This is a genomic window from Streptomyces sp. NPDC127197, from assembly GCF_042672405.1.
GTDB lineage: Bacteria > Actinomycetota > Actinomycetes > Streptomycetales > Streptomycetaceae > Streptomyces > Streptomyces flavusporus.
Genome location: NZ_JBHXVG010000005.1, coordinates 387269 through 412777 on the forward strand (window position 1 = coordinate 387269; position 25509 = coordinate 412777).

The 25509-nt window shown below is 72.1% G+C and carries 20 protein-coding genes; 7 read left to right on the top strand and 13 right to left on the bottom strand.

Going from position 1 to position 25509, the window contains the following annotated elements; translation table 11 throughout:
* Nucleotides 1–55: 55 nt before the first annotated feature.
* Nucleotides 56–1093, bottom strand: a complete 1038-nt coding sequence (locus tag ACFVJQ_RS11185) for a hypothetical protein (protein WP_385782784.1) — start codon at nt 1091–1093, stop codon at nt 56–58.
* Nucleotides 1090–1887, bottom strand: coding sequence for a phosphatase PAP2 family protein (locus ACFVJQ_RS11190; protein WP_385510017.1), 798 nt, complete (start codon nt 1885–1887; stop codon nt 1090–1092). The genes ACFVJQ_RS11185 and ACFVJQ_RS11190 overlap by 4 nt, the downstream gene beginning before the upstream one ends.
* 191 nt (nt 1888–2078) lie before the next feature.
* Between ACFVJQ_RS11190 and ACFVJQ_RS11195 the strand changes: the two genes are divergently transcribed.
* Nucleotides 2079–2693 carry a TetR/AcrR family transcriptional regulator gene (locus ACFVJQ_RS11195; RefSeq protein WP_385510018.1) on the top strand — a complete coding sequence of 205 codons (615 nt, stop codon included), beginning with the start codon at nt 2079–2081 and terminating at the stop codon, nt 2691–2693.
* A gap of 159 nt (nt 2694–2852) precedes the next feature.
* Here the strand turns inward: ACFVJQ_RS11195 and ACFVJQ_RS11200 are convergent, their stop codons facing one another.
* From ACFVJQ_RS11200 to ACFVJQ_RS11210, 3 genes are all read right to left on the bottom strand, one after another.
* Nucleotides 2853–3833: a DUF2510 domain-containing protein gene (locus tag ACFVJQ_RS11200; protein WP_385782789.1), complete on the bottom strand. Its 981-nt coding sequence runs from the start codon at nt 3831–3833 to the stop codon at nt 2853–2855.
* A 76-nt stretch (nt 3834–3909) separates the two neighbouring features.
* A complete protein-coding gene (locus ACFVJQ_RS11205) occupies nt 3910–5067 on the bottom strand; it encodes an anhydro-N-acetylmuramic acid kinase (protein ID WP_385782792.1) in 1158 nt (385 codons plus the stop codon).
* 4 nt (nt 5068–5071) lie between these two features.
* Nucleotides 5072–6361, bottom strand: a complete 1290-nt coding sequence (locus ACFVJQ_RS11210) for an MFS transporter (RefSeq protein WP_385782795.1) — start codon at nt 6359–6361, stop codon at nt 5072–5074.
* A 189-nt stretch (nt 6362–6550) separates the two neighbouring features.
* Here ACFVJQ_RS11210 and ACFVJQ_RS11215 point away from each other — a divergent pair, with 189 nt between their 5' ends.
* Entirely contained in the window at nt 6551–9229 is a 2679-nt protein-coding gene (locus ACFVJQ_RS11215) for an ATP-binding protein (RefSeq protein WP_385510022.1), read from the top strand.
* Nucleotides 9230–9269: 40 nt separating this feature from the next.
* On the opposite strand, the gene pcaD is transcribed toward ACFVJQ_RS11215, so the two are convergent.
* Genes pcaD through pcaH form a run of 4 tightly spaced genes read right to left on the bottom strand, consistent with a single transcriptional unit; the run spans nt 9270 to nt 13134 of the window.
* Nucleotides 9270–10397, bottom strand: coding sequence for a 3-oxoadipate enol-lactonase (pcaD, locus tag ACFVJQ_RS11220; RefSeq protein ID WP_385510023.1), 1128 nt, complete (start codon nt 10395–10397; stop codon nt 9270–9272).
* A complete protein-coding gene (gene pcaB, locus ACFVJQ_RS11225; protein WP_385510024.1) occupies nt 10394–11752 on the bottom strand; it encodes a 3-carboxy-cis,cis-muconate cycloisomerase in 1359 nt (452 codons plus the stop codon). The genes pcaD and pcaB overlap by 4 nt, the downstream gene beginning before the upstream one ends.
* Entirely contained in the window at nt 11749–12354 is a 606-nt protein-coding gene (pcaG, locus tag ACFVJQ_RS11230; RefSeq protein WP_385510025.1) for a protocatechuate 3,4-dioxygenase subunit alpha, read from the bottom strand. Before pcaG ends, pcaB begins: the two co-directional genes overlap by 4 nt.
* A 6-nt stretch (nt 12355–12360) precedes the next feature.
* Nucleotides 12361–13134 carry a protocatechuate 3,4-dioxygenase subunit beta gene (pcaH, locus tag ACFVJQ_RS11235; protein ID WP_385510026.1) on the bottom strand — a complete coding sequence of 258 codons (774 nt, stop codon included), beginning with the start codon at nt 13132–13134 and terminating at the stop codon, nt 12361–12363.
* A gap of 240 nt (nt 13135–13374) precedes the next feature.
* Between pcaH and ACFVJQ_RS11240 the strand changes: the two genes are divergently transcribed.
* Nucleotides 13375–13839, top strand: a complete 465-nt coding sequence (locus ACFVJQ_RS11240; RefSeq protein WP_385782800.1) for a MarR family winged helix-turn-helix transcriptional regulator — start codon at nt 13375–13377, stop codon at nt 13837–13839.
* Here the strand turns inward: ACFVJQ_RS11240 and ACFVJQ_RS11245 are convergent, their stop codons facing one another.
* Nucleotides 13840–14847 carry a DUF3048 domain-containing protein gene (locus ACFVJQ_RS11245; protein ID WP_385510028.1) on the bottom strand — a complete coding sequence of 336 codons (1008 nt, stop codon included), beginning with the start codon at nt 14845–14847 and terminating at the stop codon, nt 13840–13842.
* Nucleotides 14848–15066: 219 nt separating this feature from the next.
* On the opposite strand from ACFVJQ_RS11245, the gene ACFVJQ_RS11250 reads away from it, so the two are divergent.
* The gene (locus ACFVJQ_RS11250; protein ID WP_385510029.1) at nt 15067–16257 is read left to right on the top strand and encodes a zinc-dependent alcohol dehydrogenase; all 1191 of its coding nucleotides are present in this window, start codon (nt 15067–15069) and stop codon (nt 16255–16257) included.
* 30 nt (nt 16258–16287) lie between these two features.
* Here the strand turns inward: ACFVJQ_RS11250 and ACFVJQ_RS11255 are convergent, their stop codons facing one another.
* Nucleotides 16288–17358: an ATP-dependent DNA ligase gene (locus tag ACFVJQ_RS11255; RefSeq protein WP_385782840.1), complete on the bottom strand. Its 1071-nt coding sequence runs from the start codon at nt 17356–17358 to the stop codon at nt 16288–16290.
* A 74-nt stretch (nt 17359–17432) separates the two neighbouring features.
* On the opposite strand from ACFVJQ_RS11255, the gene ligD reads away from it, so the two are divergent.
* Nucleotides 17433–18458: a non-homologous end-joining DNA ligase gene (gene ligD, locus ACFVJQ_RS11260; protein ID WP_385782805.1), complete on the top strand. Its 1026-nt coding sequence runs from the start codon at nt 17433–17435 to the stop codon at nt 18456–18458.
* Here ligD and ACFVJQ_RS11265 read toward each other — a convergent pair.
* Nucleotides 18445–20595 (bottom strand): OmpL47-type beta-barrel domain-containing protein, encoded by a 2151-nt coding sequence (locus ACFVJQ_RS11265; RefSeq protein ID WP_385782843.1) that lies wholly within the window; start codon nt 20593–20595, stop codon nt 18445–18447. The genes ligD and ACFVJQ_RS11265 overlap by 14 nt on opposite strands.
* A gap of 44 nt (nt 20596–20639) precedes the next feature.
* Nucleotides 20640–23129, bottom strand: a complete 2490-nt coding sequence (locus ACFVJQ_RS11270) for a ThuA domain-containing protein (RefSeq protein WP_385782808.1) — start codon at nt 23127–23129, stop codon at nt 20640–20642.
* 198 nt (nt 23130–23327) lie between these two features.
* Here ACFVJQ_RS11270 and ACFVJQ_RS11275 point away from each other — a divergent pair, with 198 nt between their 5' ends.
* Both ACFVJQ_RS11275 and ACFVJQ_RS11280 read left to right on the top strand, forming a co-directional pair.
* The gene (locus ACFVJQ_RS11275) at nt 23328–24287 is read left to right on the top strand and encodes a multicopper oxidase domain-containing protein (RefSeq protein ID WP_385510034.1); all 960 of its coding nucleotides are present in this window, start codon (nt 23328–23330) and stop codon (nt 24285–24287) included.
* A gap of 77 nt (nt 24288–24364) precedes the next feature.
* Nucleotides 24365–25402 (top strand): LacI family DNA-binding transcriptional regulator, encoded by a 1038-nt coding sequence (locus ACFVJQ_RS11280; RefSeq protein WP_385510035.1) that lies wholly within the window; start codon nt 24365–24367, stop codon nt 25400–25402.
* Nucleotides 25403–25509: the final 107 nt, after the last annotated feature.

Genomic DNA, 25509 nt, shown 5'->3' on the forward strand with positions numbered 1-25509 from the left:
GTGTGTGGGGTCCGGGGTGCCAACGCTGTGCCCAGGCCGGGTGCGAGGAGGGCGGTCACCAGGGGGTCCGGCTGGTGTGCGGCTTCCTCGCCCCCGGCTCGCGTGGCCACCCGGCCTGCTGCGCTGCCGGGTTCCTGGGCCGCGACCGGCGTCGTGGCTGGGGGTGGTGGGTCGCGCTGCCCGGCGCTGGCGGGGTGCCGCCCGCGCCCACCCGTGCCGCCCCGGGCGGCACGACTGCCCGCGGACTGGCGGGTTGGGCCGCCCGCGGGCTGACGGGTTGGGCCGCCCGTGACAGCAGTACCACTCCCCGCGCCGCCAGGGCCGCGCCCGTCGCCGCGGCGAGGATGCCCGCTGGGCCTCCCCGTAGTCGTTCGCCCAGCAGGGAGAGGCCGATGAGTGCGGCGGCCACCGGGTTCGACAGGGTCACCACGGCGAGCGGGGCGCCGAGGCCGGCCCGGTAGGCGAGTTGCGACAGGAGCAGGCCGCCCACCGCGAAGGCGGCGACCAGTACGGCCACCCCGATGACCTGCGCGCTGAGCAGGGGGCCGGAGTCGTCGGTCGCGGCCACCGTGACGGTCTGGGTGAGCGCCGAGCCGACGCCGGAAGCGACGCCGGACGCGGTCGCGTGCCGCAGGCCGTTCCGGCTGCCCGGCCGGGCCAGCGCGCCGACCAGCACCGCCGCCGTACCAGCCACCGCGAGCGCCTCGGGCACACTGAGCGTGTCGTCGGGCGCGGGCCCGGACGCCGTGACGAGCAGCGCGGCCAGCCCGACGAGGGTGAACGCGGTGCCCCGCCACTCGACCGCGCTGACCTTCCGCCCCGCCAACCGGGCACCCACCGGCACCGCCGCGACCAGGGTGAGCGCGCCCAGCGGCTGCACCACGGTCAGCGGACCGTAGGTGAGGGCGACGATGTGCAGCAGCGCGCCCGAGGCGTTCAGCCCCACCGACAGCCACCACGCCCCGCTGCCGAGCAGCCGCAGCAGACCCGAGCCGGAGCTCCGGGCGGCCAGCCGTTCCTGGGCGACGGCGGCGGCCGCGTAGGCGACGGCGGAGAAAAGGGAAAGGACGACGGCGACCACGGTGGCGCTCATCGGCCCGCCGCCACGAGCACCGGCTCCTTGGCGGGTACGCGGTCGTCGGCGGCAGGCCGGACCGTGACGGTCGTGCGGAGCGGCGGACGGATCACCGCGAGCGCACCGCCCAGCAGCACGGCCGCGGCGATCGCGTCGAGCCAGTAGTGGTTCGCCGTCCCGACGATCACCAGCAGGGTCAGCAGCGGATGCAGCAGCCACAGCCACCGCCATCGCGACCGGGTGGCGACGATCAGCCCGATCGCCAGCATCAGCGCCCAGCCGAAGTGCAGCGAGGGCATCGCCGCGAACTGGTTCGACAACTGGTCGGTCTCCGGAGAGCCGTACACCGACGGCCCGTACACCTGCCCCGTGTCCACGAGCCCCGCCTCCGCGAGCATCCGCGGCGGCGCGAGCGGGAACGTCAGATGCAGCACCAGCGCGGCGGCGGTGACCGCGGCGAGCGCTCGGCGCGCCCAGACGTAGTGCCCCGGGCGCCGCACGTACAGCCAGACCAGGAAGGCTGCGGTGGCCGGGAAGTGGACCGTCGCGTAGTAGGTGTTCGCGAGGTGCACCAGGGTGTCACCGTGCAGCAGCGCGGACTGCACCGCGCCCTCCCCGGGCAGACGGACGGCCCGTTCCAGGTCCCAGACGTGATCCGCGTTGCGGAAGGCCTCGCCGGTGTGGCCCGTCGCCAGCAGCCGGCCCGACTTGTAGATGGCGAAGAGCCCTGCGACGAGCAGCAGCTCACGGACGATCGGCGGCCGCGCTATCGCGTCGGTCTCCGCTTCGGCAGGCTCGGTGCGGGCATTCATCCCCCGGCCCTTTCACTGACGGTGGTGCATGTGTGGTTCGGGTGGTACGACGAAGTCATCGATACGATGCCGTACCGATACGCCAGTGTACCGATACGACTGAGTACCGGTACACTGGCGTATCGATAACGTGCGACACACTGGAGAGCGGGCCCCGTTGGGCCGCCGGACGCGAGCGAGGAGACCAACCGATGACGTCGCAGGCCGCGGACCGACCGGAGACGGTCGGCGCCTCGCGCCGCTCCAAGCTGACGCGCGAGCGTGAGCAGGAGTTCTTCGACGCCGTGCTCGAGCAGATCCGCGAGTGCGGCTACGACGCCGTCACCATGGACGGCGTCGCCGCCAGCACCCGGTGCAGCAAGTCCACGCTGTACCGGCAGTGGAAGACCAAACCCCAGTTCGTGGCGGCGGCCCTGCGCTCGAACGCCTGCCCGCGCTTCGCCGGTATCGACACCGGCTCGCTGGCGGAGGACCTGCGCCAGGCCGCGCGGGCCGCGGGCGAGAGGTCGGGCAAGGACAGCCGGCTGATGCAGGCACTCGGCCACGCCGTGGTGGAGGACCGGGAACTCCAGCAGGCGCTGCGTGAGGCGCTGGTCGAACCGGAGATCGCCGCGATCAGGGAGATGCTGCGGCGTGGGGTGGAGCGCGGGGAAGTCCCCGCCGACCATCCGGCGCTGGAGTACGTACCGGCGCAGATGTTCGGCGTCCTGCGCGTCCGGCCGGTCCTGGACGGCGAGGACGCCGACGGGGACTATCTGCTCCGGTTCCTGGAGGCCGCCGTGCTGCCCGCACTCGGCCTCACCTGAGACCCAGGCCGCCGTCCACGGGATGACTGGACGACCGGCCTGCCTGCGCCGCACCGTGGGGACGGGGGCGGCGCGCACCCCCCGGCCGGGTGGGGTTCCTCTTGAGCGGAGAGGCGCCCCACCCGGCCGATCGGTGTCGTGCCCCGGTGGGCGGGCGCGTCAGACGTTCTGCCCGTTGCCGCCGCCCGACGACTCCTCGATGCCCTTGGTGATCTCGTCGATGACGGACACCTTCTGGTCGGCGTCCACCCCGAACCGGACCACGACCAGCCGGCCGGAGTCGGCGGGCGAGGGGAAGGCGAGCGACTCGACGTAGCCGTCGGCGCCCTTGCTGGTGATGGCCTTCCAGCGGACCAGATAGCCCTTCTGCCCGGCCACGGTCACCGCCTTGGACGCCAGTACCTCGTGCGAGGTGATCTCGCCGTACGTGGTGCCACCGTAGGACTCCTCGGCGTTCGCGGCGATGTCCGCCTTCGCGACCTCCTCCGGCGTGCTGCCCTCGGTGCCCAGCACCTCGGCGGGCGCCGAGTACGCGCCGCCCTTCGTGCAGGACTTGGACGTGTCGCCCGGGCACTCGTAGGTGTCGTCGGAGGTCAGCTGCGCGCCCACGCTGAAGGCCTGGCCGGTCCAGCCCTCCGGCACCGGGAGACTGATCCCGTTGACCACGTCGGACACCGTGCCGCCCCCCTCGACCTCCGGCGCCCGGGACTCATCCGGCCCGGGCGACTGACCGTCGCCGAAGGGTCCGCCGCTCGGGCCGTCGGACGGCCCGGATCCGCCCGGCCCCTGCTGAGAGTCGGCGCGGCTCGCGCCGCCGCCGTCGTCCTTCGTCAGCGCGTACACGCCGACGCCTATGCTCGCCAGGACCACGGCGGCGACCGTGACCGCTATGCCCGTGCGCAGACCGCGCCGCGGGGCGGCGGGCGGCTGGGCGGGGTACCCGGGATACCCCGGATATCCGGGTTGCGTCGGGTACGCGTCGGCGGCGGGCGGCCCCGCCGGGGGACCCCAGGCGGCGGCGGACCCCGCGGGACGGGTCCGGTCCGTCCATGCCCTGCCGTCCCACCAGCGCTCGGTGGCGGGACCGTCACTTGTCTGCCCGGGGTCGGGATACCACCCGGGGGGAGTCTCCTGCGTCATGCCCCCACCGTATGAGGCGTCGGTGAAAGGCGGATGAGAGGGATCGCCTCCCCATGCCGCACGGGTCGACCCCGGGTCATTCCAGCACCAGCCGCACCGGCCCCTCCCCGGCCGCCGCCGACGGCAGCCGTAGCCCGTCCCGGCCCGGCGTCACCGACCCCAGCACGCTCGGATGCCGGGCACCCGTGCTCGTCGGCACCGTGCCGGGCAGACCGTGCGCCGTCAGGAACCCCAGCACCGCGAACGCGTACGCCTCCTTGGCGTCCGAGGGCAGCCCGAGCTCGTCGGAGGCGCGCACCGGCACGCCCGGCAGATGATCGCCGAGCATGCCCATCAGCACCGGGTTCCGGGTTCCGCCGCCGGACGCGATCACCTCCGTGGCCTCCACGGCGCGCACGGCGTCGGCGACCGTGCGGGCGGTGAGCTCGGTGAGCGTCGCGATCACGTCCTCGGCAGGCAGCGTTCCGACGCCGGCCAGCGCCGTGTGCAGATAGCCGACGTGGAACAGCTCCTTGCCGGTCGTCTTGGGCGCGGGCAGCGCGTAGTACGGCTCCGCCAGCAGCCGGTCGAGCAGCACCGGACGGACCCGGCCGCGGGCGGCCAGGGCACCGTCCACGTCGTACGCCAGCCGCCCGCCGCTGAACCCGTGCGCCGCCGCGTCGATCAGCGCACACCCCGGCCCCGTGTCGAAGGCGGTGCCGTCGGGCGCGGTGAGGTTGGCGATCCCGCCGAGGTTCAGGGCGACCGGCGTGCCCGGCCGGCCGCGCAGCCACAGCAGGTCGACCAGGCTGACCAGCGGTGCCCCCTGGCCGCCGGCGGCGATGTCCCGGGGCCGGAAGTCGGCGACCACGGGCAGGCCGGTGGCCTCGGCGATCCACGCGGGCTGCCCGAGCTGCAACGTGCCGTGCACCCGGCCCTCGTCCACCCAGTGGAAGACGGTCTGCCCGTGCGAGGCGACCAACTCGGCCCGCCCCTCGCACAGTTCACGGTCGGCCCGGACGGCCGCCGCCGCGAAGGCCTGCCCGATCCGCGTGTCGAGCCGGCACACCTCGGCCATCGAGACGGACCCCGGCGGCAGCGCCGCCGCGAGCGCCGCCCGCAGCTCGTCGTCGTACGCCTCGCTCACCATGCCGAGCGGCTTCAGTGCGAGGCTGTCACCGACGAGGCTCAGCTCGGCCGCCGCCGCGTCGATGGCGTCGTACGACGTGCCGGACATCAGCCCGATCACCCGCATCCGGTCAACTCGCTTTCCCAGTAACGCCCTTCACCGGAACCGTGGCGAGGGCCAGCACGCTCACCGCGCAGGTGGCCGCCGCGTAGTACGCGGGGATGTCCACGTTTCCGGTCCGTTCGATCGTCTCCGTGATGATGAGCCCGGCACAGCCCGAGAACACGGCATTGGACAGGGCGTAGGCGAGTCCCAGGCCGGTGTAGCGCACGGTCGTCGGGAACATCTCCGACAGCATCGCCGGTCCGGGACCCGCCATCAGTCCCACGACCGCGCCCGCACCGAACACCGCCGCGCCCTTCACCGCGTTCGACCCGCCGGGGTCCTGAAGAAGGTTCAGCAGCGGAACCGCGAGGACCACCACGAGCAGCGCACCCGTCAGCATCACGGCCCGCCGCCCCACCCGGTCGCTGAGCAGCCCCGCCGGGACGATCGTCACCGCGAAGCCGAGATTGGCCAGCACCGTGGCGATCAGCGCCTGCTGGAAACTCGCGTCCAGCGTGCTCTGCAGGTAGGACGGCAGCACGACCAGGAAGGTGTACCCGGCCGCCGCCCAGCCCATGATCCGCCCCGCACCGAGCGCGATCGCCCGCACGACCTCACGCACGGGCGGACTCTCCGGCGCCACCTCGCGCTCGTGGCGGAAGGCCGGCGTCTCGTCCAACCGGAGCCTGAGCCACAGCGCACCCAGCCCCAGCGGCAGCGTCAGCAGAAACGGCAGCCGCCAGCCCCAGTCGCCCAGCTGATCCTCCGTCAGCACGGTGGCCAGCAGTGCCGCCGCTCCCGCACCGCCCAGCAGCCCCAGTGCCACCGTGAACGACTGCCAGGACCCGTACAGCCCCCGCCGCCCCGGCGGAGCGAACTCCGTCATCACCGCCACCGCCCCACCGAACTCCCCGCCCGCAGAGAGCCCCTGAAGCACCCTCAGGAAGGTGAGCAGCCAGGGCGCCAGAGCGCCGACCGTCTCATACGTCGGCAGCACACCGATCAGTGTCGTCGCGCCCGTCATCAGCCCGATCACCAGGATCAGCACCGGGCGGCGGCCGATCCGGTCACCCAGCCGCCCGAACAGCGCCGCGCCGACGGGCCGGAAGAAGAACGCCAGCGCGAACGATGCGTACGTCTTCACCAGCGCCTCGACCTCGCTGCCGCCCTCGGGGGTGAAGAAGCGCGCCGCGATGATCGTGGCGAAGTAGCCGTAGACGCCGAACTCGTACCACTCGATGAAGTTGCCCACCGATCCCGCGACCAGGGCCCGCCGGGACCGAACCGTGCCCTGATCCTGGAAAGTCGCCTTCATTCCCAAGAGTATTGACGGTCGGTGACGCACAGGGGAGCCGGACACGGAACCTTCGCATCGACCGTCCGCGCCGGCGGCACTCGGTGTCACCCGACACGGCAACAGGTCGCCCGACCGGCCACCGTTCGGACAACGGGGCGGCTACGCTCGGGCCTGTACGTCGTTCGGGCGACTTGGGGAGGTAGCGGGATGACGGAGGTAGGGCCGACGGCGGCCGCCTCGGGATCCCTGTGGGAGCGCGACGACGAAGTCGCCGCCGTCGCCCGGGCGGTCGACACGCTGTGCGCCGACCGCTCGTCCTCGGGCGGCCTGCTGATGTTCCGGGGCGAGGCCGGACTCGGGAAGACCGCGCTGCTCGCCGAGACCCGCCGCATCGCCGAGGAACGCGGCTGCACGGTGTGGTCGGCCCGCGGCGGTGAGACCCTCCGGTCCGTCCCCTTCAACGTCGTACGCCAACTGCTCCAGCCCGCCCTCGTGTCGCTGCTGCCCGAGGAGGCCCGCGAGTACCTCGGCGACTGGTACGACATCGCCGGCCCCGCACTCGGCATAGCGGACCCCGGCGGGCGGCAGGCCGACCCGCAGGGTGTGTGCGACGGACTGGTCGCCGCCGTGCGCCGGCTGGCCAAGCGGGAGTGGCCGCTGGTGCTGCTGATCGACGACGCCCACTGGGCCGACCAGGAGACCCTGCAGTGGCTGGCCGCGTTCGCCGAGCGGCTGCACGACCTGTCCGTGCTGGTCGTGGTGGCCCGTCGGCCGGGCGAGGTCAGCGGTGAGAGCGCCCGCCACCTGGACGCGGTGGCCGCCGCCGCGGGCCGTCCCGAGACCACGCTGAGCGCCCTGACCCCGGACGCCACCGCCGGACTCACCCGCGCCACCGTCGGCGAGCACGCCGACGCCCCGTTCTGCCGCGAGGTCTGGGCCGTCACCGGAGGCAACCCCTACGAGACCGTCGAACTCCTCGCCAAGGTGCAGGACAGCGAGCTGGAGCCGACCGAGCCCTCGGCCGGCGAACTGCGCGCCCTGAACCGCTCGGCCCGCGGCGGCGGCCTGGTCGCCCGCCTGGAGGGGCTCGGCATCGACGCCACCCGGTTCGCCTGGGCGGCCGCCATCCTCGGCACCGGCATCTCCGTCGACCTGGTCGCCCAACTCGCCACCATGGGCCACGACGACGCGGTGCGCTGCGCCGAACTGCTGCGCAGCGCCCGCATCCTCACCGCCCCCGACCCGGCGAACACCCGGCCCGGCGGCGGCGACCTGGAGTTCGTCCATCCGCTGATCGCCACCGCCGTCTACAACTCCATCCCGGACGCCCTGCGCACCGCCATGCACGGCATCGCCGCCCAGATCGTCACCGACTCCGGACTCGGCGCCGCGGCCGCCTCCCGCCACCTCCTCCAGGTCCACCCGGACGACGACGCCGAACTCGTCGACCAGCTGCGCGAGGCCGCCCGCGAGCACCTCGCCGTCGGCGCCCCCGACGCGGCCCGCCGCTGCCTCGAACGCGCCCTCAAGGAGCCGCCCCGGCCCGAGGTCCACGCGCGCGTGCTCTACGAACTGGGCTGCGCCGGCCTGCTGACCGCGCCCGCCACCACCATCGGCCACCTCCGGACCGCGCTCGCCATGCCCGGCCTCGACGGCCCCGCCCGCGTCGACGCCGTCTTCCGCCTCTCCCAGGCCCTGCTCCACAACGACCAGCTGGAACAGGCCGTCCGCACCGTGGAGGCCGAGGCCGCCCGGCACGAGGAGGGACCCGCCCGGATGCGGCTGCGGGCCGTGCAGTACATGTGGGAGGGCATCTACGCGGGCGAGGCCGCCACCCCCGGCCGCTCCCAGCGCCTCGCCGAGCTGGCCCGCACCTGCACCGGCCGGGACAACTCCGAACGCGCCCTGCTCATCCTGCGCGGCTTCGACGCCATGACCCATGGCGAGAACGCCGAGGAGGTCGTCGAGCTGTGCGACCGCGCCCTCGTCAACGGCCGTCTCGCACCCGGCCTCGGCTGGACCGACACCCAGTGGGGCGTCGAACTGCTGATGATGCTGGGCAGTTCCTACGCCTACGCCGACCGGCTCGACCGCGCAGAGAACCTCTTCGCCGAGGCCCTGCGCACCTACACCACGGCCGGCTGGAGCGGCGGCCACCTCGCCCTGGCCAACGCCTTCCTGGGTCTCGCCTTCCGCCGCCAGGGCCGCCTGCAGGACGCCGAGACCGTGCTGCGCGAGTCGCTGCGGCTGGCCGAACGGGTCGGGCGCGGACTGCCCCTGTACTGGTCGGCGACCTGCGGACTCGTCGACACCCTGCTGGCCCGCGGCCATGTCGAGGAGGCCTGGACGACGGCCGAGACATACGGCTTCGCCCCGCCCTACCCGTCGACCATCGTGCTGCCCGACACCCGCTCCGTGCGCGGCCGGCTGCTGCTCGCCGTGGGCCGCACCGAGGACGGCGTCAACGAACTGGAGGCGGCCGAGAAGGCGGCGGCCGCCCGTGGCGGCCACAACCCGGTGCTGGCCCCCTGGACCGTCGACCTCGCCCTCGCCCTCGCCACCGAGGACCCGGCCCGCGCCGGGCGGCTCGCCGCCGACGCCCGCCGTCAGGCCGAGCGGTTCGGCACCGACACCGCCATCGGCGAGGCCCTGCGCTGCGCCGCCGCCCTGGAGACCGGCCAGCGCAAGGTACGGCTCGCCGCACAGGCCGTCACCTACCTGGAGGCCTCGCCCTGCCAGTACGAACACGCCGCCGCCCGCATCGAGTACGGCCTCGCCGCCCGCTCCACGTCCGAGCTCAACCGGGGTCTGACGCTGGCCCGCTCGTGCGGGGCGGACGGCCTGGCGATGCAGGCGCGGCAGGGGCTGGCGGAGCTGGAGGGGTAGCGACGGCGCGGGAAGGGTGGCGGCGGCGCGCTCGTCAACATCAGCCTGGTGTGCCGTCCTCCTCCGCCAGCACCCGCTGGGCCGTCGCGAACGCCGAGTTCGCCGCCGGCACCCCGCAGTACACCGCCGTCTGCAGCAGCACGGCCCCGATCTCCTCGGGCGTGAGCCCGCCCCGGCGGGCCGCCCGCACATGCATGGCCAGCTCCTCGTAGTGGCCGTGCGCGACCAGCGCGGTCAGCGTGATCATGCTGCGCTCGCGGCGGGAGAGCGTCGGGTCGGTCCAGATCTCGCCCCAGGCGTAGCGCGAGATGAAGTCCTGGAAGCGGGCCGTGAAAGGGGTCTGCCGTGCCTGCGCCCGGTCGACGTGCGCGTCGCCGAGCACCTCCCGGCGGACCTCCATGCCGCGCCGGGCGGCACCGTCGAAGTGCGCCCGCAGGGCGGTCAGAACCGCCTCGGGGCATTGCGCGGGCGCGAGATGCGAGGCCCCCGGGATCTCCACGAGCGCGGCCCCCGGCACGGCGTCCGCGATCTCCCGCAGATGCGCGGGCGGCGTCGCCGGATCCTCCCGCCCGGCGATCAGCAGCGTGGGCGCGGAGATCTGCGCGAGCCGGTCCCGCAGGTCGAATGCGGCGAGCGCGTCACAGCAGGCCGCGTACGCCGCCGGGTCGGCGTCCCGGTGGTCCTGGACCAGCCGGGGCACGGTGAACCCAGGGGTGAACCAGCGGGCGTCCGCGCCCTCGGCGAGCGAGGCCAGTCCCTCGCGGCGCACCAGCGCGGCCCGCTCCTCCCACGGCTGCGCACCGTTGAAGTGGGCCGACGAACAGATCACGGCCAGGGACGACACCCGCTCCGGGTGATGCACCGCCAGCTGCAGGCCCACCGCACCGCCCAGCGACACACCGGCGTACGCGAACCGCTCGACACCGAGCGAGTCGGCGAGCGCGAGCACCAGGTCGGCGAGGTCACCGACGGTGGCGCCGGGCCCGATGAGCTCTGCCGCCGAACCTCCGTGTCCCGGCAGGTCCCAGCGGACCACCCGGTGGGTGACGGACAGCTCGGGCGCGACCTTGTCCCACAGGGCGTGGGAGGTGCCCAGCGACGGCCCGAGCAGCAGTGGGGGAGCCGAAGCGGCGCCCTCGGACCGGTGGTTGAGGAGTTTCCCGGTCAACGTCGCTCCAGAGCAAGGTCGGTGAGGGCGCCGGCGGAGCCGGTGTAGCGGGTGGGGTCGGTGAGCTCGCGCAGGTCGATGCCCTTCAACTCCAGCTCCTTGGCGAGGAGTTCAGCGAGCGACCGCCCTTCGGTGTACGTGCGCCCGGCGAGCCGCGTGAGCAGCTCCTTCGCTCGGGCCCGCCCCAGCAGCGGAGCCAGTTCGGCGGACAGCCGCTCCGAGACGATCAGTCCGTGCGTGAGGTCCAGATGCTCCCGCATGACGTCCGGGTGGACCCGCAGCCCCTCGGCCAGTTCGGCGGCGTCGCGTGCGGCCCCGCCGGTCAGCCGCAGCAGATCCCGCAACGGCTCCCACTCCGCGTGCCAGGCCCCGGCCGGCCGCTCGTCCTCGGCGGCCAGCGCCCCGTAGAGCGTGGCCGCGAGCTGCGGTGCGCGCCGCGCTGCGGCGGCGATCAGGGTGGACCGTACGGGATTGGCCTTGTGCGGCATCGCCGACGAACCCCCGCCACCGCCCTCCGTGACCTCGGCGATCTCGGTGCGGGACAGGGTGAGCACATCCACGGCGATCCTGCCGAGCGCCCCGGCCGCGAAGGCCAGACATCCGGCGAGGTCGGCGATCGGCGTGCGCAGGGTGTGCCAGGGCAGGACCGGTGGCCGCAGGCCGAGTTCACGGGCGTACGCCGCCGGCAGGGCGGTCGGCTCGCTCGCCCCGTACGCGCCGAACGCCGCCAACGTCCCGGCCGCCCCGCCGAGTTGAGCGGGCAGCCCGTCCCTGACGGCCGCCACCCGGTCCCGTGCGTCCAGGACCAGCGACCGCCAGCCGGCCGCCTTCAGCCCGAACGTCGTCGGGACGGCGTGCTGGGTGAGGGTGCGTCCGGGCATCGCGGTGTCGCGGTGCTCGGCGGCCAGCCGGGCCAGCGCCCGCGCCACGCGGGCGAGATCGGCCAGGACGAGGTCCAGGGCGCGCGTCGAGACCAGCATCGTCGCCGTGTCCATGATGTCCTGGCTGGTCGCACCCCGATGGACATACGGCCCGTACTCCGCACCGGCCGCCTTCGTCAGGTCGGCGACCAGCGGGATGACCGGGTTGCCGCCCCCGCGGGCGCGCTCCGCCAGTGACCGTACGTCGAAGCGGTCGGCGTGGGCCGCCTCGGTCACGGCCGTGGCGGCCTCGGTCGGGGCCAGTCCCAGCGAGGCCTGTGCGCGGGTCAGGGCGGCCTCCGCCTCGAGCAGCGCCTGGAGGTATGCGGTGTCGCTCGTCGCGGACGCGACAGGGGAGCCTGCCCACCCGGGGGCGAGCAGGCCGGGTTCGGGAACGGCTGGGGGCACCTCCCGCCCGAAGGGTGGGGGAGTCACCGGAACTCCAGGAAGACCGTCTCGCCTTCGCCCTGAAGGCGGATGTCGAAACGGTAGGTGCCGTCGCCGTCCGCGCGGGCGATCAGCGTGTCGCGGCGCGCCTCGGCCAGCTGGGACAGCAGCGGGTCCGCGGCGAGCGCGGCCTCGTCGCCCGGCAGGTAGATCCGGGTGAACAGGTGAACGAGCAGCCCGCGCGCGAAGACACACACGCTGAGGTACGGCGCGTTCTGCCCGCGTGCCCCGGGCCGCAGCGTGCGAGCGGTCCAGTGGCCGTTGGCGTCGGTCTGGATGCGGCCCCAGCCGGTGAACTCCAGGCCGTTGCGGCCCAGGAAGCCGCCGCCGGCCGGGTCGCGCCGCATCGATCCGTCGACCTGCGGCAGGTTGCCGTCCGGGTCGGGGCCCCACAGCTCCACGAACGCGTCCGGCAGCGGCTTGCCCTCGCCGTCGAGCACGTAACCCTGCAGGGCGATGGTGTCCGGGTGGCCGACCGGGGCGATGTCGCCGCCGCCGGGGAAGGGCAGGGCGTGGCCGTAGAAGGGGCCCACCGTGTGCGACGGAGTGGGGAGCACGGTCTCCGGGCGGCTCGTGTCGATCTTCGTCATGGCAGGTCAGCGCCCTTCCTCGAGCCAGGTGGCGTTCGGCCCGTCGAGCACGATGTCCCAGTGGTAGCCCATCGAGAACTCCGGGACCGACAGGCTGTGGTCGTACGTCGCGACCAGCCGCTGCCGGGCCGCGTCGTCCGTCACCGACTGGATGATCGGGTCGTACGGGAACAGCGGGTCGTTCGGAAAGTACATCTGCGTCACGAGCCGCTGGGTGAACGCCGTACCGAACAGCGAGAAGTGGATGTGGGCCGGCCGCCAGGCGTTGAGGTGCTGGCGCCACGGGTAAGGGCCCGGCTGGACGGTGGTGAACGTGTAGAACCCGCTGTCGTCGGTCAGCGTGCGGCCGACGCCCGTGAAGTTGGGGTCCAGCGGGGCGTCGTGCTGCTCGCGCTGGTGGGCGTACCGGCCCGCGGAGTTGGCCTGCCAGATCTCGATCAGCTGGCCCCGGATCGGGCGACCGCCCCGGTCCAGCAGCCGGCCGGAGACGGTGATGCGCTCGCCGATCGGCTCGCCGGTGTGCTGCCGCGTCAGGTCGTTGTCGATCTCGGTGATGTCCCGCTCGCCGAAGGCGGGGGAGGCCAGCTCCACCAGCTCCGGATCCCTGGCCACGTCTATCGCGACCAACGGCTGCTTGGGATGCCGCAGCAGCGAGGAGCGGTACGGGGCGTAGTCGCGGCGCGGATGGTGCTCGACGGGACCGCCGTCGGCGACCCGCTTCTCGTACGCGGCGTGCTCGGCCGCGATCTCCTGGTCGATGTCGTGCTGGGTGAGAGCCATGAGGTTCCTACTGTTCGAGCTTGGCAGCGGTCCTGACGGTGATCGACGAGCCCCATCTCTTCCGATCCCCGTTGCTCAGTACACTGAGCAATTGAGTGAACTTTCCTTCACGTTGTCACTCGTGTCCGCCGACGTCAAGACCTGAGGTGGCGCTCCGTTCGATGACCGGTCTGCTGAAGACAGGCGCACCATGGCGCGATATCGTCAGTGCACTGATCGAATCGACCACGAGGAGCGGACATGGCCGCGGTGGACCTCGCCAATCACCCCGGGCACTTGGCCCGGCGGCTGCAGCAGGCGCACCACCTGCTGTGGAACACGATGGTCTCCGAGGAGATCACCTCGCCGCAGTTCGCCGTCCTCAACGCCCTCGTCGACGAGCCGGGCCTGGACCAGCGCACGGTGGGGGAGCGGGTGGGGCTCGACCGGTCCACCATCGCCGAGGTGATCAGCCGGCTCGGCCGCCGGGGGCTGCTGGACAAGGTCCGCGACCCGCAGGACGGCCGCCGCTTCCTGCTGCGCCTGACCGAGGACGGCCTGCGCACCCATCGCAAGCTGTCGGTGCGCACGGCCCGGATGAACCAGGTCTTCCTGGCTCCGCTCTCCGCTGCCGAGCAGACCCAGTTCCTCGATCTCCTCCGCCGGGTCTCGGACGCGGCCGAGGGGCTCCGCAACCCCGTGGAACCCCTCGTCGCCCAGCCCTGATCAGGCCTTCGCCAGCACCACCCACACCTGGCCCGTGGCGAAGTTCACCGGCGCGCCCCGCTCGGTCGTGAACCGGGTGTCGTCGTCGGCCGACGCGCGCTTCCAGTGCACGTCGTACGCCCTCCCGTCGCGCAGCACCGTCGCCTTCCCCGAGCCGACGGTCTCGGTGTACGGCGTGTTGTTGCCCCGGGAGTCGAAGTACTCGGACGGGCGCAGCCGCACGTACTGCACGACGACCGTCGCGGGAGCCACCCGCGCGCCGTCGGCCGTCACCATGGCCGTCCCGTCCATCGCGACCAGATAGCGGTCGTGGTTCTCGGACCAGGTGAAGGTGAAGCGGGCCGCCGGGTAGCGCACCGTCCGGGTCGTCTCCGCCGTGCCGCCGGCCGGCGGGGCGCCGTAGGTGAAGCCCGGGGCGAGAGCGTCCGGACCCGGAGCCGAGGGCAGCAGTCGCAGCGGGCGCAGATACAGGTTGTGCGGGGCGGGCCTTTCCTTGGCGCGGTAGTAGGCGCCGGGCGTGCGGTCGGGCGGCTCGGCGCGCAGCGGCGCCCGGTCGATTAGCGGCAGCAGCTTGCGCTGTGCGCCGGAGAAGGCGAGCGTGGGCCGGTCGAACTGGCGCAGCAGGTCCAGATCGCTCTCGCGGGCGCTGCGCACCGGCCCGACGGTCTCCGGCAGCCTGGTCGCGTACACCGCCATCAGCCGGCTCAGCCCGCCCTCGACCTGTTCGACGTACACGATGTCCGCTTCGCCCAGGCCGGTGTGCGGCCGCGCCCTGCCCGCGTTGTCGATCTTCACGGCGAGCACCGAACCGACATCACCGATGTCACTGTCCTCCGGGCTCGGCGCCGGCTCCGGCTCCGGCACGGGCGGCGGCCGGTCGTCGGGCGGTGGTCCGCCGCCGTTCGTGCAGCCTGCTGTCAGGACGGCCGTCATCGCCGCGGCCAGCAGCACCGACGTCCTGGCGGCGCGCCGCACCCGCGCCCTGCGTCCCACGCCCACCGTCGCCACCCACCCACTCCCGCGTCCCTGATTGTGCGCTTATCGGCTCACCGCTCGCCATACCTGAGCAGATCCGGTCACCCGGCGGCACGAAATGTGCCAACGACGCGCGGTGAGTCCGCCGATCGGCCCAGGCAGGGCAGCGCACGGTTCGACACGGGCGGCCCGGGTACCCGGGCGGCACCGCAGGACGGGCAACCGTGGAGGCGACGGAGGGAGCGCGGGGCGATGAGGGCTGTGACATGGCAGGGCAAGCGGGACGTCCGGGTGGAGAACGTGCCCGATCCGCGGATCGAGGAGCCGACCGATGCCGTCATTCGCATCACCTCGACCGGGCTGTGCGGCTCCGACCTGCATCTGTACGAGGTGCTCACACCGTTCATGACGCCGGGTGACATCCTCGGCCACGAGCCCATGGGCATCGTCGAGGAGGTCGGGCCCGGCGTACCGGACCTGGCGGCGGGCGACCGGGTCGTCGTGCCGTTCCAGATCGCCTGCGGCAGTTGCTGGATGTGCCTCAACTCGCTGCCCACCCAGTGCGAGACCACCCAGGTGTCCGGCGAGGGCATGGGCGCCGCCCTGTTCGGCTACACCCGTCTGTACGGTGCGGTACCGGGCGGCCAGGCCGAGTACCTGCGGGTCCCGCAGGCCCAGTACGGCCCGATCAAGGTGCCGGAAGGCCCGCCCGACGACCGGTTCCTCTACCTCTCCGACGTCCTGCCCACCGCCTGGCAGGCGGTCTCCTACGCGGACCTCTCCCAGGGCGGCAGCGTCGCGGTGCTCGGGCTCGGGCCGATCGGGGACATGGCCTGCCGGGTCGCCCAGGTCCGTGGCGCCGGGCGGGTGTTCGGGGTGGACCTGGTCAGCGACCGGCTGCGGCGGGCGCGGGCGCACGGCGTGGAGACGTACGACCTCAGGGTCTTCGACAGCGAGAAGGAACTCGTCGCCGCGATCCGCGACGAGACCGACGGCCGCGGCCCCGACGCCGTGATCGACGCGGTCGGCACCGAGGCGCACGGCAGCCTCGCCGCCCGGCTCGCCCAGCAGGCCTCCACGATGCTGCCCCGGAAACTGAGCGGCCCGCTCGCCGAACGCTTCAGCGTCGACCGGCTCGCCGCCCTGCACACCGCCATCGAGCTGGTGCGCCGCGGCGGCACCCTGTCCCTCGTCGGCGTGTACGGCGGCACCGCCGACCCGCTGCCGATGCTCACCATGTTCGACAAGCAGCTCCAGATCCGGATGGGCCAGGCCAACGTACGCCGCTGGAGCGACGAGATCCTGCCCTATCTGACCGACGAGGACCCGCTCGGCGTCGACGACTTCGCCACCCACCGGCTGCCGCTCGACGAGGCGCCGCGGGCGTACGAGATGTTCCAGCACAAGCGGGACGGTGCCGTGAAGGTGCTGATGAGGCCCTGACTCAGGCCTGGGGCTCAGGCCCGGGGCGGCTCAGGCCTGGGGCGCGAAGATCTCCGCGAGGTCGTAGCGCACCGGCTCCTCCAGCTGGGCGTAGGTGCAGCTCTCCGGTGTCCGGTCCGGGCGCCAGCGGCGGAAGCGGGCGGTGTGCCGGAAACGCACCCCGTTCTCCAAGTGGTCGTACGCCACCTCGCACACCCGCTCCGGCCTGAGCGGCACCCAGGACAGGTCCTTCTTGACCGACCAGCGGCTCGGCGCGCCCGGCAGCCGCGCCGACTCGTGCGCCGCCTCCTCCGCCCAGGCCGCCCACGGATGCCCCGAGACGTCGTCCATGCGCAGCGGCTCCAGCTCCTCCACCAGTTCGGCGCGCCGCTCCATGGAGAACGCCGCGGACACGCCCACATGCTGGAGCGTGCCCCGGTCGTCGTACAGACCGAGCAGCAGGGACCCGACGACCGGGCCGCTCTTGTGCAGGCGGTACCCGGCGACGACGACGTCCGCCGTGCGCTCATGCTTGACCTTGTACATGACCCGCTCGTCCTGGAGATAGCGCAGCGTGAGCGGCTTGGCGACCACTCCGTCCAGGCCCGCCCCCTCGTACTGCTGGAACCACTGCCGCGCCACCTCGATGTCGGTGGTCGCCGGCGCCACGTGCACCGGGGCCCGCACCCCGGACAGCGCCATGACCAGCAGCGCACGCCGGTCACCCAGGGGCATGTCGAGGAGCGACTGGTCGGCCAGTGCCAGCAGGTCGAAGGCGACGAAGGAGGCCGGTGTCTTCTCCGCCAGCATCCGCACCCGGGAGCCGGCCGGGTGGATGCGCTCGGTGAGCGCGTCGAAGTCGAGCCGCCCCTCCCGCGTGATCACGATCTCCCCGTCCAGCACACAGCGTTCCGGCAACCGCTCCTTCAAAGCGGCCACCAGTTCCGGGAAATACCTGGTCAACGGCTTGGTGGTCCGGCTGCCGAGCTCCACCTCGTCCCCGTCGCGGAACACGATCGTCCGGAACCCGTCCCACTTGGCCTCGTAGTGCATGCCCGGAGGGATCTTCGTCACGGACTTGGCGAGCATCGGCTTGACGGGCGGCATCACCGGCAGATCCATGGTTTGATTCTGCGCCACGCGGGCACCCCCCGCCCGGTGTGCGCGGGACCCGGGCTGGGCCTACCGTGGCTCGCATGGGCGAAGCGGTGGAACTCCGGGCGGGCGGCCGGACCGTACGACTGTCCAGTCCCGGCAAGGTGTTCTTCCCGGAGCGCGGCTTCACCAAGCTGGACCTCGCCCGTTACTACCAGGCCGTCGGCCCCGGCATCCTGCGCGCCCTGCGCAACCGCCCCACCACCCTGGAGCGCTACCCGGACGGCGTCACCGGCGAGTCCTTCTTCCAGAAGCGGGCGCCCAAGAACATGCCCGACTGGATCCCCACCGCCCGCATCACTTTCCCCAGCGGCCGCAGCGCCGACGAGATGTGCCCCACCGAGGAGGCCGCCGTCCTGTGGGCCGCCCAGTTCGGCACCCTCACCTTCCACCCGTGGCCGGTGCGCCGCGACGACGTCGACAGCCCCGACGAACTCCGCATCGACCTCGACCCGCAGCCCGGCACCGACTACGACGACGCCGTCCGCGCCGCCCATGAACTGCGCGCCCTTCTCGCCGAGTTCGGCGGGCTGCAGGGCTTCCCCAAGACCTCCGGCGGTCGCGGCCTGCACGTGTTCGTCCCCATCGAGCCGCGCTGGAGCTTCACCCAGGTCCGCCGGGCCGCCATCGCGGTCGGCCGGGAGATGGAACGCCGGATGCCGGAGTACGTCACGATCAAGTGGTGGAAGGAGGAGCGAGGCGAGAAGATCTTCATCGACTACAACCAGGCCGCGCGGGACCGCACGATCGCCTCCGCCTACTCCGTACGCCCCCGCCCGCACGCCCCCGTCTCGGCGCCCCTGCGCTGGGAGGAGGTCGGCGACGCCCACCCCCGGGACTTCGACCTCGCGACCATGCCCGCGCGCTTCGCCGAACTCGGCGATGTGCACGCGGACATGGACGACCACCGTTTCTCGCTGGACGCGCTGTTGGAGCTCGCCGACAGGGACGAGCGCGATCACGGGCTCGGCGATCTGCCGTACCCGCCCGACTACCCCAAGATGCCGGGGGAGCCCAAGCGGGTACAGCCGAGCAGAGCCCGCAGAGCGGGACCTACAACTCCTTGATCCGGATGTCCCGGTACGAGATCACATCCGTCGTGCCGTGCACCTGGAGCCCGATGTAGCCGGAGGCGAACCGCCGCCCGTCCGTGCCGGGGTCGTCGGCGCGGGGCGGGACGAAGTCCTGGCCGCCGATGTTGTCGAACTCGTTGATCAGCACGCCGTTGCGGTAGACCGAGTAGTGCTGGTCGACCACCCGGATCTCGTAGTCGTTCCAGATGCCCTTCTGCGTCACACCCGCGCCGGCCAGGCCCACGCGGTCGAAGCCGTAGACGGACCCCGTCTTGTACATGTCGCCGTCGGGCCGGTCGAGCACCTGCACCTCGTGCCCGTACTTGATGGCGACCCACTCCGGCCGTGACTCCTCCGGGTGGTCATGGACGTACGGGAAGCGCACGAACACACCGGAGTTGGCGTTGCCCGTGCCGGGAGCGTCGTCCCGCCACTGGAGCCGGAGCGAGAAGTCGCCGTACTTGCGCTGTGGGAACCACAGCATGCCGAGGCCCGCCTTCGTGGTGCCGCTGGTGATCGACCCGTCGGCGTTCGGCGCGAAGGAACCGCCGCCCACGTGCTGCCACTTGGCGAAGGAGTCCGCGGTGCCGTCGAGGATCGTGCGGTAGCCCTCGGTCTGGCCGGGCCTGCCGATGCCGGACTGCCGGGCCGCCTTGGTGATGGCGTTGTACTCGCGCTGGTCGACGACGCCTTCCTTGAGGAGCTTGTCCAGGACCGTCTTCACATGCTTGAGGAACAGCGCGTGGGACGTCCACTCCTTCTCGTCCTCGATCAGCTCGTTGATGCGGCACCGGTTGTTCGTGACCCGGTTGGGCACACCCGAGTCGACCGTGCCGACGATGACGGTCAGCCGTTCGTCGTACTCGGGGCAGGGCGGCGCGGGCACCCCGCCCGCCACGACCGTGAAGCTGACGGTCCGGGCGTCGGAGGTGTTGCCCGCCTTGTCGCTCGCCCGGTAGGCCACGGTGTGCGGGCCCGCACGGTCGACGACCAGGGGCGCCGTGTAGGCGAGATAGGGCCCGCCGTCGAGCGAGTACTCGACGCTCGCGACACCCGAACCCGCCCCGTCCGTCGCACTGATGGTGACCTTGGCGTTCGCCACGTACGCCCCGTCGGAGTTCCGGGTGCCCTCCACGGTCGCGCCCGTCACCGGCGGCGTGGTGTCCTCCTCGGGCGCGGCGACCACCGTGAACTCCACGCTCTTCTCCGCCGCCGCGTTGCCCGCCTTGTCGGTGGCGCGGTAGCGGACGGTGTGCGTGCCGGTCTGATGCACCATCACCGGGCCGGTGTACGGCTGCCAGGCGCCGGACGCGCCGATCGCGTACTCGATGGTGTTGACCCCGGAGCCGGTGTCGGAGGCGGTGACGGTGACCGTGGCCATGTCGACGTACGTGCCGTCGGGGTTCTGCTCGCCGCTCACCGTCGCCGAGGTCTCAGGCGGTGTCGTGTCGTCCGTCGGCGGGGGGACGACCGTGAACTCGACGCTCTTCTCGGCGGACACGTTGCCCGCCTTGTCGAACGCCCGGTAGCGGACCTTGTGGCTGCCCACCTGGTCGACGACGACCGGGGCGGTGTACGGCTGCCAGGCGCCGGTGTCGCCGGTCGCGTACTCGATCCGGTCGACGCCGGATCCGCCGGTGTCGTCGGTCGCCCCGACCGTCACACTCGCCGAACCGACGTACTCACCCTGCGCGTTCTGTACCCCGCTGACCTGGGCCGACGCCTCGGGCGCCGTGGTGTCCTCGCCACTGCCCTCGGTCACCACGAGGATGCCCTGCATCTGGCCGTGGCCGGGGATCGTGCAGTGGTAGAAGTAGCGGCCCGGAGTGAGCGTGACCTCGGCGGTGTGGCGGCCGCCCTGGTCGTCGTTGGGGTTGGCCAGGATGTTCAGCTGGACATCGCTGTTGAACTCGGGGTCGGAGGTGACGAACGTCAGCGTGTGCGGCATTCCGGTGGTGTTGCCGGTGGCCACGCTGTTCTCGAAGACGATCGTCGCCGGGCCGGCCACCGCCGTCGCGGGCGCCGACGTGTACTTGTCGATGTCGTTGCCCGCGGTCCAGGTGAGGACCTGGTCGGCTGCGGCCTGTTCCTGCTGTCCGGCCGCCGTCGTGGACTGCAGCCCCAGCATCATCAGTACGGCGGCCAGCAGGGCCGTCCAGATTCTTCGTTGGCGTCTCACTGCGCCCCCCTTGCCAGCTGGTCGGCGGCCGGCGTGGGCCCGCCGCCCTGGTACGTCACGCGCCACAGGGCCGACTTGGCGTCCGAGGTGAAGAAGCCGCGCCCGTAGTCGAGGACGTACAGCGCTCCGTCCGGACCGAACTTCCAGTCCATGAGGTTCTTGATGCCGTCGTTGCCGACCGGCACGATCTTCTTCAGCGACTCCGAGTGCACCGGCAGCCCGCCGTCACCCAGGGTCTTCGGATCCATCAGCACGGCGTTGCGCGGCTGGTCGGCGTCGTAGAAGTCGCCGACGAACCACTTGCCGTCCCAGTACGCCGGCCACTTGACGTCACTCGTCGCCGACACGTCGTCGTACCGGTACACCGGCCCGTTCATCGCGGCCTGCCCGCCGCCCTTCAGCCACGGCAGCCGGTAGGTGGCCTCCTCCTGCTTGTAGGAGGGGATGCCGTTCGCGTCACGCGGGAAGTCCGGGGCGCCGCCCTGGGGCGAGTACCAGATGTTGTTGCCGGTGACCGGCGGCAGGTTGACCAGACCGTCGTTGTTCGGGGACTCGTTCTTCGGGTGGTCGCAGTCGTACCAGCCGAGCGGCTTCGACGGATCCGGCAGATTGCGGTCCCGGTAGGGCTGCTTGTTGCCCATGCAGTACGGCCAGCCCCGGTTGCTCGCCTTGGCGATGGCGGCGAAGGTGTCGTACTTGGCCGGGCCCCAGGTCGTCGACGGCGCCGAGGCGTCCGGGCCGACCCAGCCCGCGTACAGGATGTCCGTCGTCTTGTCGACGAAGATGCGGGCCGGGTTCCTGACCCCCATCACATAGATCTCGCCGCGCGTCTTCCCGCCGCCCTCGTCGGTCTCCCGGCCGGTGAAGAGGTTGCCCTCGGGGAGCGTGTACGTCCCGTCGGGTTCCGGGTGGATGCGCAGGATCTTGCCGTTGAGGTTGTTGGTGTTGCCGGCGGTGCGGCGCGCGTCGGCGAAGGACACGCCCTTGTAGTCCGGCTCCGGGTTGTTGCCGGAGTAGCCGTCGCTGAAGCGGCTGGAGTTGTTGTCGCCGGTCGCGATGTAGAGGTTGCCCTTGGAGTCCCAAGCCATCCCGCCGCCCGCATGACAGCAACTGTGGATCTGCACCGGCCACTTGAGCAGCACCTTCTCGCTGCTCAGGTCGAGCTTGTTGGTGGCGAGGTCGAGGGTGAAGCGGGAGACGCGCCGCTCGGCCATCCGCGTGTCGCGGTTGATCTGCGCGTGCGGGGTGTAGTGCAGGTACACCCAGCCGTTCTCCTCGAAGCGCGGGTCCAGCTCGATACCGAGCAGGCCCTCCTCGACCTTGACCAGCTCGTCGCCGCCACCCTTGTTGCCGAAGACCGTCAACGCGCCCGCCAGGGTGACCTGCCCGGTCTTCGGGTCGTAGACATGGATCTCGCCCTTGCCCTTGCCGATGTCGGGGTTGTTCCAGTCGGTGACCACGGGCTGCGAGCTGTCGGCGCCGCCGCGCCCGATGTACAGGACGCGGCCGTCGGGGGCGGTGACCAGTCCGTGCGGCTCGCCGATCTGGTCGTTCTGGCCGGGCTGGTTGGGCTTGGTCAGCCGCTCCGCCTTGTAGTTGCCGTTGATCGTCGCCTTGCAGTCGGCCTGCACGAGGCGGGTGGTCCACAGCAGGGCACCACGCAGGTGCGCCCGGAAGTCGGTCTCGTCGTACGACGACACCGTGCCGCCCATGCCGGTGTAGAAGGAGCGTCCGCCGTCGTAGTCGCGGCACCAGCTGATCGGGTGGTCCCACCCGTTGGCGCTCGCGCCGGGCTGGTACGTCGACTCGCGCACCCGCGCCACCGTGTGCACCTCGCCCGAGGGGTTCTTCACCCAGTTCGGCCACTGGTCGGGGCGCTTCCAGGTCACCGGAAGGTCCTTGGTGGCCGGATGCCGCCGGTCGCCGACCTCAACTGTCGCCCGCTGCACCGAGGTTGAGCTGGAGGAGGCCGGGCGGGCGCCGACCAGACCGGTGAACCAGTCGGAGTACGGCTCCGCGCGGGCCGCGTCATGGATGCCGACGAACCCGCCGCCCGCCTCCATGTAGGTCTCCAGGCCGGCCTCCTGCTCCGCGTCCAGGACGTCTCCGCCGCCGGTGAGGAACACGATCGTGTTGTAACGGCCCAGTCTGGTCCCGTTGGTGAAGACCGAGGCGTCGTCCGTGGCCTCCACCTTGAAGCGCTGTCCGGCGGGACCGGACAGACCGATCCGCTCGATCGCCTCGATACCGGCGTTCACGACCGGAGACTCGTCGCCGGGTGCCGCGGACCCGTAGAAGATCAGCACACGCACATTCGCGCCGCCGGGCGGCGACTTGACGGACATCGTTGTCAGGGACGGATCCGGTGCCGGGAGTGCGCCCGCTGCGGAGCCGGAGAGCAGGCCCGCAGTGACGAATCCGGCCGTCAGGGCGGCCGTCCAGGCACGCCTTCCAGCCCTTTTTCTGCTCAACTCTCGTAAACCCATGGGTCTGTGGTGCGATGTGGACCGCATGTGGTCACCCACCCCTCGTCGGTCACAGCAACAGCGCCTAGGAAGCTAGACCTCTTTGCGCGGTTCGCCAATAGGTATGACCGCAACGGAACGAACTTTGTCCTGGGTGTGGATAAACGCCGTGGGTCCCGCTACCGTCTCGAACTCCGTACCGGAATTGGGGAGTTCGGCATGGACAGACGTAGCTTCAACCGGCGGGTCCTCCTGGGCGGCGCGGCCGTCGCGACATCGTTGTCCGTGGCCTCGGAGGCGACACCGGCCACCGAACCGGCCAGAAAGGCCTCGGCGGGCGGCGAGGTGAGACACCTCAAGATCTACGCCGAGAAGCTCGCCGACGGACAGCTGGGTTACGGCTTCGAAAAGGGCAAGGCAACGATCCCGGGGCCGTTGATCGAGCTCAACGAGGGCGACACGGTGCACATCGAGTTCGAGAACACGACGGATGTGACGGCGAGCCTGCACGTACACGGCCTGGACTACGAGATATCCAGCGACGGCACGAAACTGAGCCGGAGTCACGTCGAGCCGGGCGGCACCCGCACCTACACCTGGCGCACCCATGCCCCCGGCCGTCGGCCGGACGGCACCTGGCGGGCGGGCAGTGCGGGCTACTGGCACTACCACGACCACGTGGTGGGCACGGAGCACGGGACGGGCGGCATCCGGAAGGGGCTGTACGGACCGGTGATCGTCCGCAGGAAGGGCGACATCCTTCCGGACCGCACCTACACGATCGTCTTCAACGACATGACGATCAACAACCTGCCCACCGGTCCCGACTTCGAGGCCACGGTGGGAGACCGCATCGAGTTCGTGATGATCACGCACGGCGAGTACTACCACACCTTCCACATGCACGGTCACCGCTGGGCCGACAACCGCACCGGCATGCTGACCGGCCCCGACGACCCGAGCCAGGTGATCGACAACAAGATCGTGGGCCCTGCGGACTCCTTCGGCTTCCAGGTGATCGCGGGGGAAGGGGTGGGCGCCGGCGCGTGGATGTACCACTGCCATGTGCAGAGCCACTCCGACATGGGGATGGTCGGCCTCTTCCTGGTGAAGAAGCCGGACGGCACCATTCCGGGCCATACGGCACACGCACCGGACCACTCCTCGCACGAGCACTGACGGTTGCCGAGAGCGCTCTCACCTCCCCGTCGGCCTGCGGTTATCCTGATCCGCAGTCGCCGGTGAGGAGTCCCGAAGTGACCGAGGCAGTGACGCGCCCCACGCTGGAGGCCGTGGCCGCACGCGCCGGGGTGTCCCGGGCCACCGTCTCGCGGGTGGTCAACGGCGGGGACGGGGTCCGCGAACCCCTCGTCGAACGCGTCCGGCGGGCGGTCGAGGAACTCGGGTACGTCCCCAACCAGGCGGCCCGCAGCCTCGTGACCAGACGCCATGACGCCGTCGCCGTCGTCATCGCGGAACCGGAGACGCGCGTCTTCGCCGACCCTTTCTTCGCGCTGCAACTCCGCGGAATCAGCAAGGAGCTGACGGCCCACGACAACCAGCTCGTGCTGCTGCTCACGGAGGGCCGCGACGACCATGCACGCGTCGGCCGCTATCTCGCCGGCGGGCACGTCGACGGGGCGCTGGTGTTCTCCCTGCACCTCGACGACGTGCTGCCCGGCCTGATCCGGGGCGCCGGGGTCCCGACCGTGTTCGGCGGGCGGCCCGGCTGGAGCGACGGCACGCCCCGGGCCGTGTACGTCGACAGCGACAACCGGGGCGGTGCCCGCGCGGCCGTACGCCATCTCGTCGGCCTGGGCCGTACGCGCATCGCGCACATCACCGGCGCCCTCGACCAGACCTCCGCGGTGGACCGGCTCGACGGGTTCCGGGACGTCATGGCCGAGGCCGACCCGCGGCTCGTCGTCGAGGGCGACTTCACCCCGGCCGGGGGCGAGCGGGCGATGCGCGAACTCCTCGACCGCTGCCCCGACCTGGACGCCGTGTTCGCCGCCAACGATCTCACCGCCGCGGGCGCCCTGCGGGTGCTGCGCGAGCGCGGCCGACGCGTGCCGGACGACGTCGCCGTGATCGGCTTCGACGACATGCTGCCCGTCGCCGAGCAGACCGACCCGCCGCTCACCACGATCCGTCAGGACATCGAGGAGATGGGCCGCCTGATGGCCCGCCTCCTGCTGCGCCGCCTGGACCCCCGCAACGCCGACGACACCGACGCAGCCCCCTCGCCCGGCGTGGTCCTGCCGACCACTCTGGTACGCCGGGCCTCCGCGTAGCCGGCTTGCCCGGGGGTTGGGAACTGCTCGGGTTTGACTGCGCGGGAGTGTGTTCTGACGTGCATGAGTGAGCACTGACGCTCCCGGGCAGGCGCTGGGCGTTGCTC

Excerpts from the sequence above, each read along its gene's own strand:
- ACFVJQ_RS11185 (WP_385782784.1), bottom strand. The coding sequence starts at position 1,093 with ATGAGCGCCACCGTGGTCGCCGTCGTCCTTTCCCTTTTCTCCGCCGTC.
- ACFVJQ_RS11190 (WP_385510017.1), bottom strand. The coding sequence starts at position 1,887 with ATGAATGCCCGCACCGAGCCTGCCGAAGCGGAGACCGACGCGATAGCG.
- ACFVJQ_RS11195 (WP_385510018.1), top strand. The coding sequence starts at position 2,079 with ATGACGTCGCAGGCCGCGGACCGACCGGAGACGGTCGGCGCCTCGCGC.
- ACFVJQ_RS11200 (WP_385782789.1), bottom strand. The coding sequence starts at position 3,833 with ATGACGCAGGAGACTCCCCCCGGGTGGTATCCCGACCCCGGGCAGACA.
- ACFVJQ_RS11205 (WP_385782792.1), bottom strand. The coding sequence starts at position 5,067 with ATGCGGGTGATCGGGCTGATGTCCGGCACGTCGTACGACGCCATCGAC.
- ACFVJQ_RS11210 (WP_385782795.1), bottom strand. The coding sequence starts at position 6,361 with ATGAAGGCGACTTTCCAGGATCAGGGCACGGTTCGGTCCCGGCGGGCC.
- ACFVJQ_RS11215 (WP_385510022.1), top strand. The coding sequence starts at position 6,551 with ATGACGGAGGTAGGGCCGACGGCGGCCGCCTCGGGATCCCTGTGGGAG.
- pcaG (WP_385510025.1), bottom strand. The coding sequence starts at position 12,354 with ATGACGAAGATCGACACGAGCCGCCCGGAGACCGTGCTCCCCACTCCG.
- pcaH (WP_385510026.1), bottom strand. The coding sequence starts at position 13,134 with ATGGCTCTCACCCAGCACGACATCGACCAGGAGATCGCGGCCGAGCAC.
- ACFVJQ_RS11240 (WP_385782800.1), top strand. The coding sequence starts at position 13,375 with ATGGCCGCGGTGGACCTCGCCAATCACCCCGGGCACTTGGCCCGGCGG.
- ACFVJQ_RS11250 (WP_385510029.1), top strand. The coding sequence starts at position 15,067 with ATGAGGGCTGTGACATGGCAGGGCAAGCGGGACGTCCGGGTGGAGAAC.
- ACFVJQ_RS11255 (WP_385782840.1), bottom strand. The coding sequence starts at position 17,358 with ATGGATCTGCCGGTGATGCCGCCCGTCAAGCCGATGCTCGCCAAGTCC.
- ligD (WP_385782805.1), top strand. The coding sequence starts at position 17,433 with ATGGGCGAAGCGGTGGAACTCCGGGCGGGCGGCCGGACCGTACGACTG.
- ACFVJQ_RS11265 (WP_385782843.1), bottom strand. The coding sequence starts at position 20,595 with ATGATGCTGGGGCTGCAGTCCACGACGGCGGCCGGACAGCAGGAACAG.
- ACFVJQ_RS11270 (WP_385782808.1), bottom strand. The coding sequence starts at position 23,129 with ATGGGTTTACGAGAGTTGAGCAGAAAAAGGGCTGGAAGGCGTGCCTGG.
- ACFVJQ_RS11275 (WP_385510034.1), top strand. The coding sequence starts at position 23,328 with ATGGACAGACGTAGCTTCAACCGGCGGGTCCTCCTGGGCGGCGCGGCC.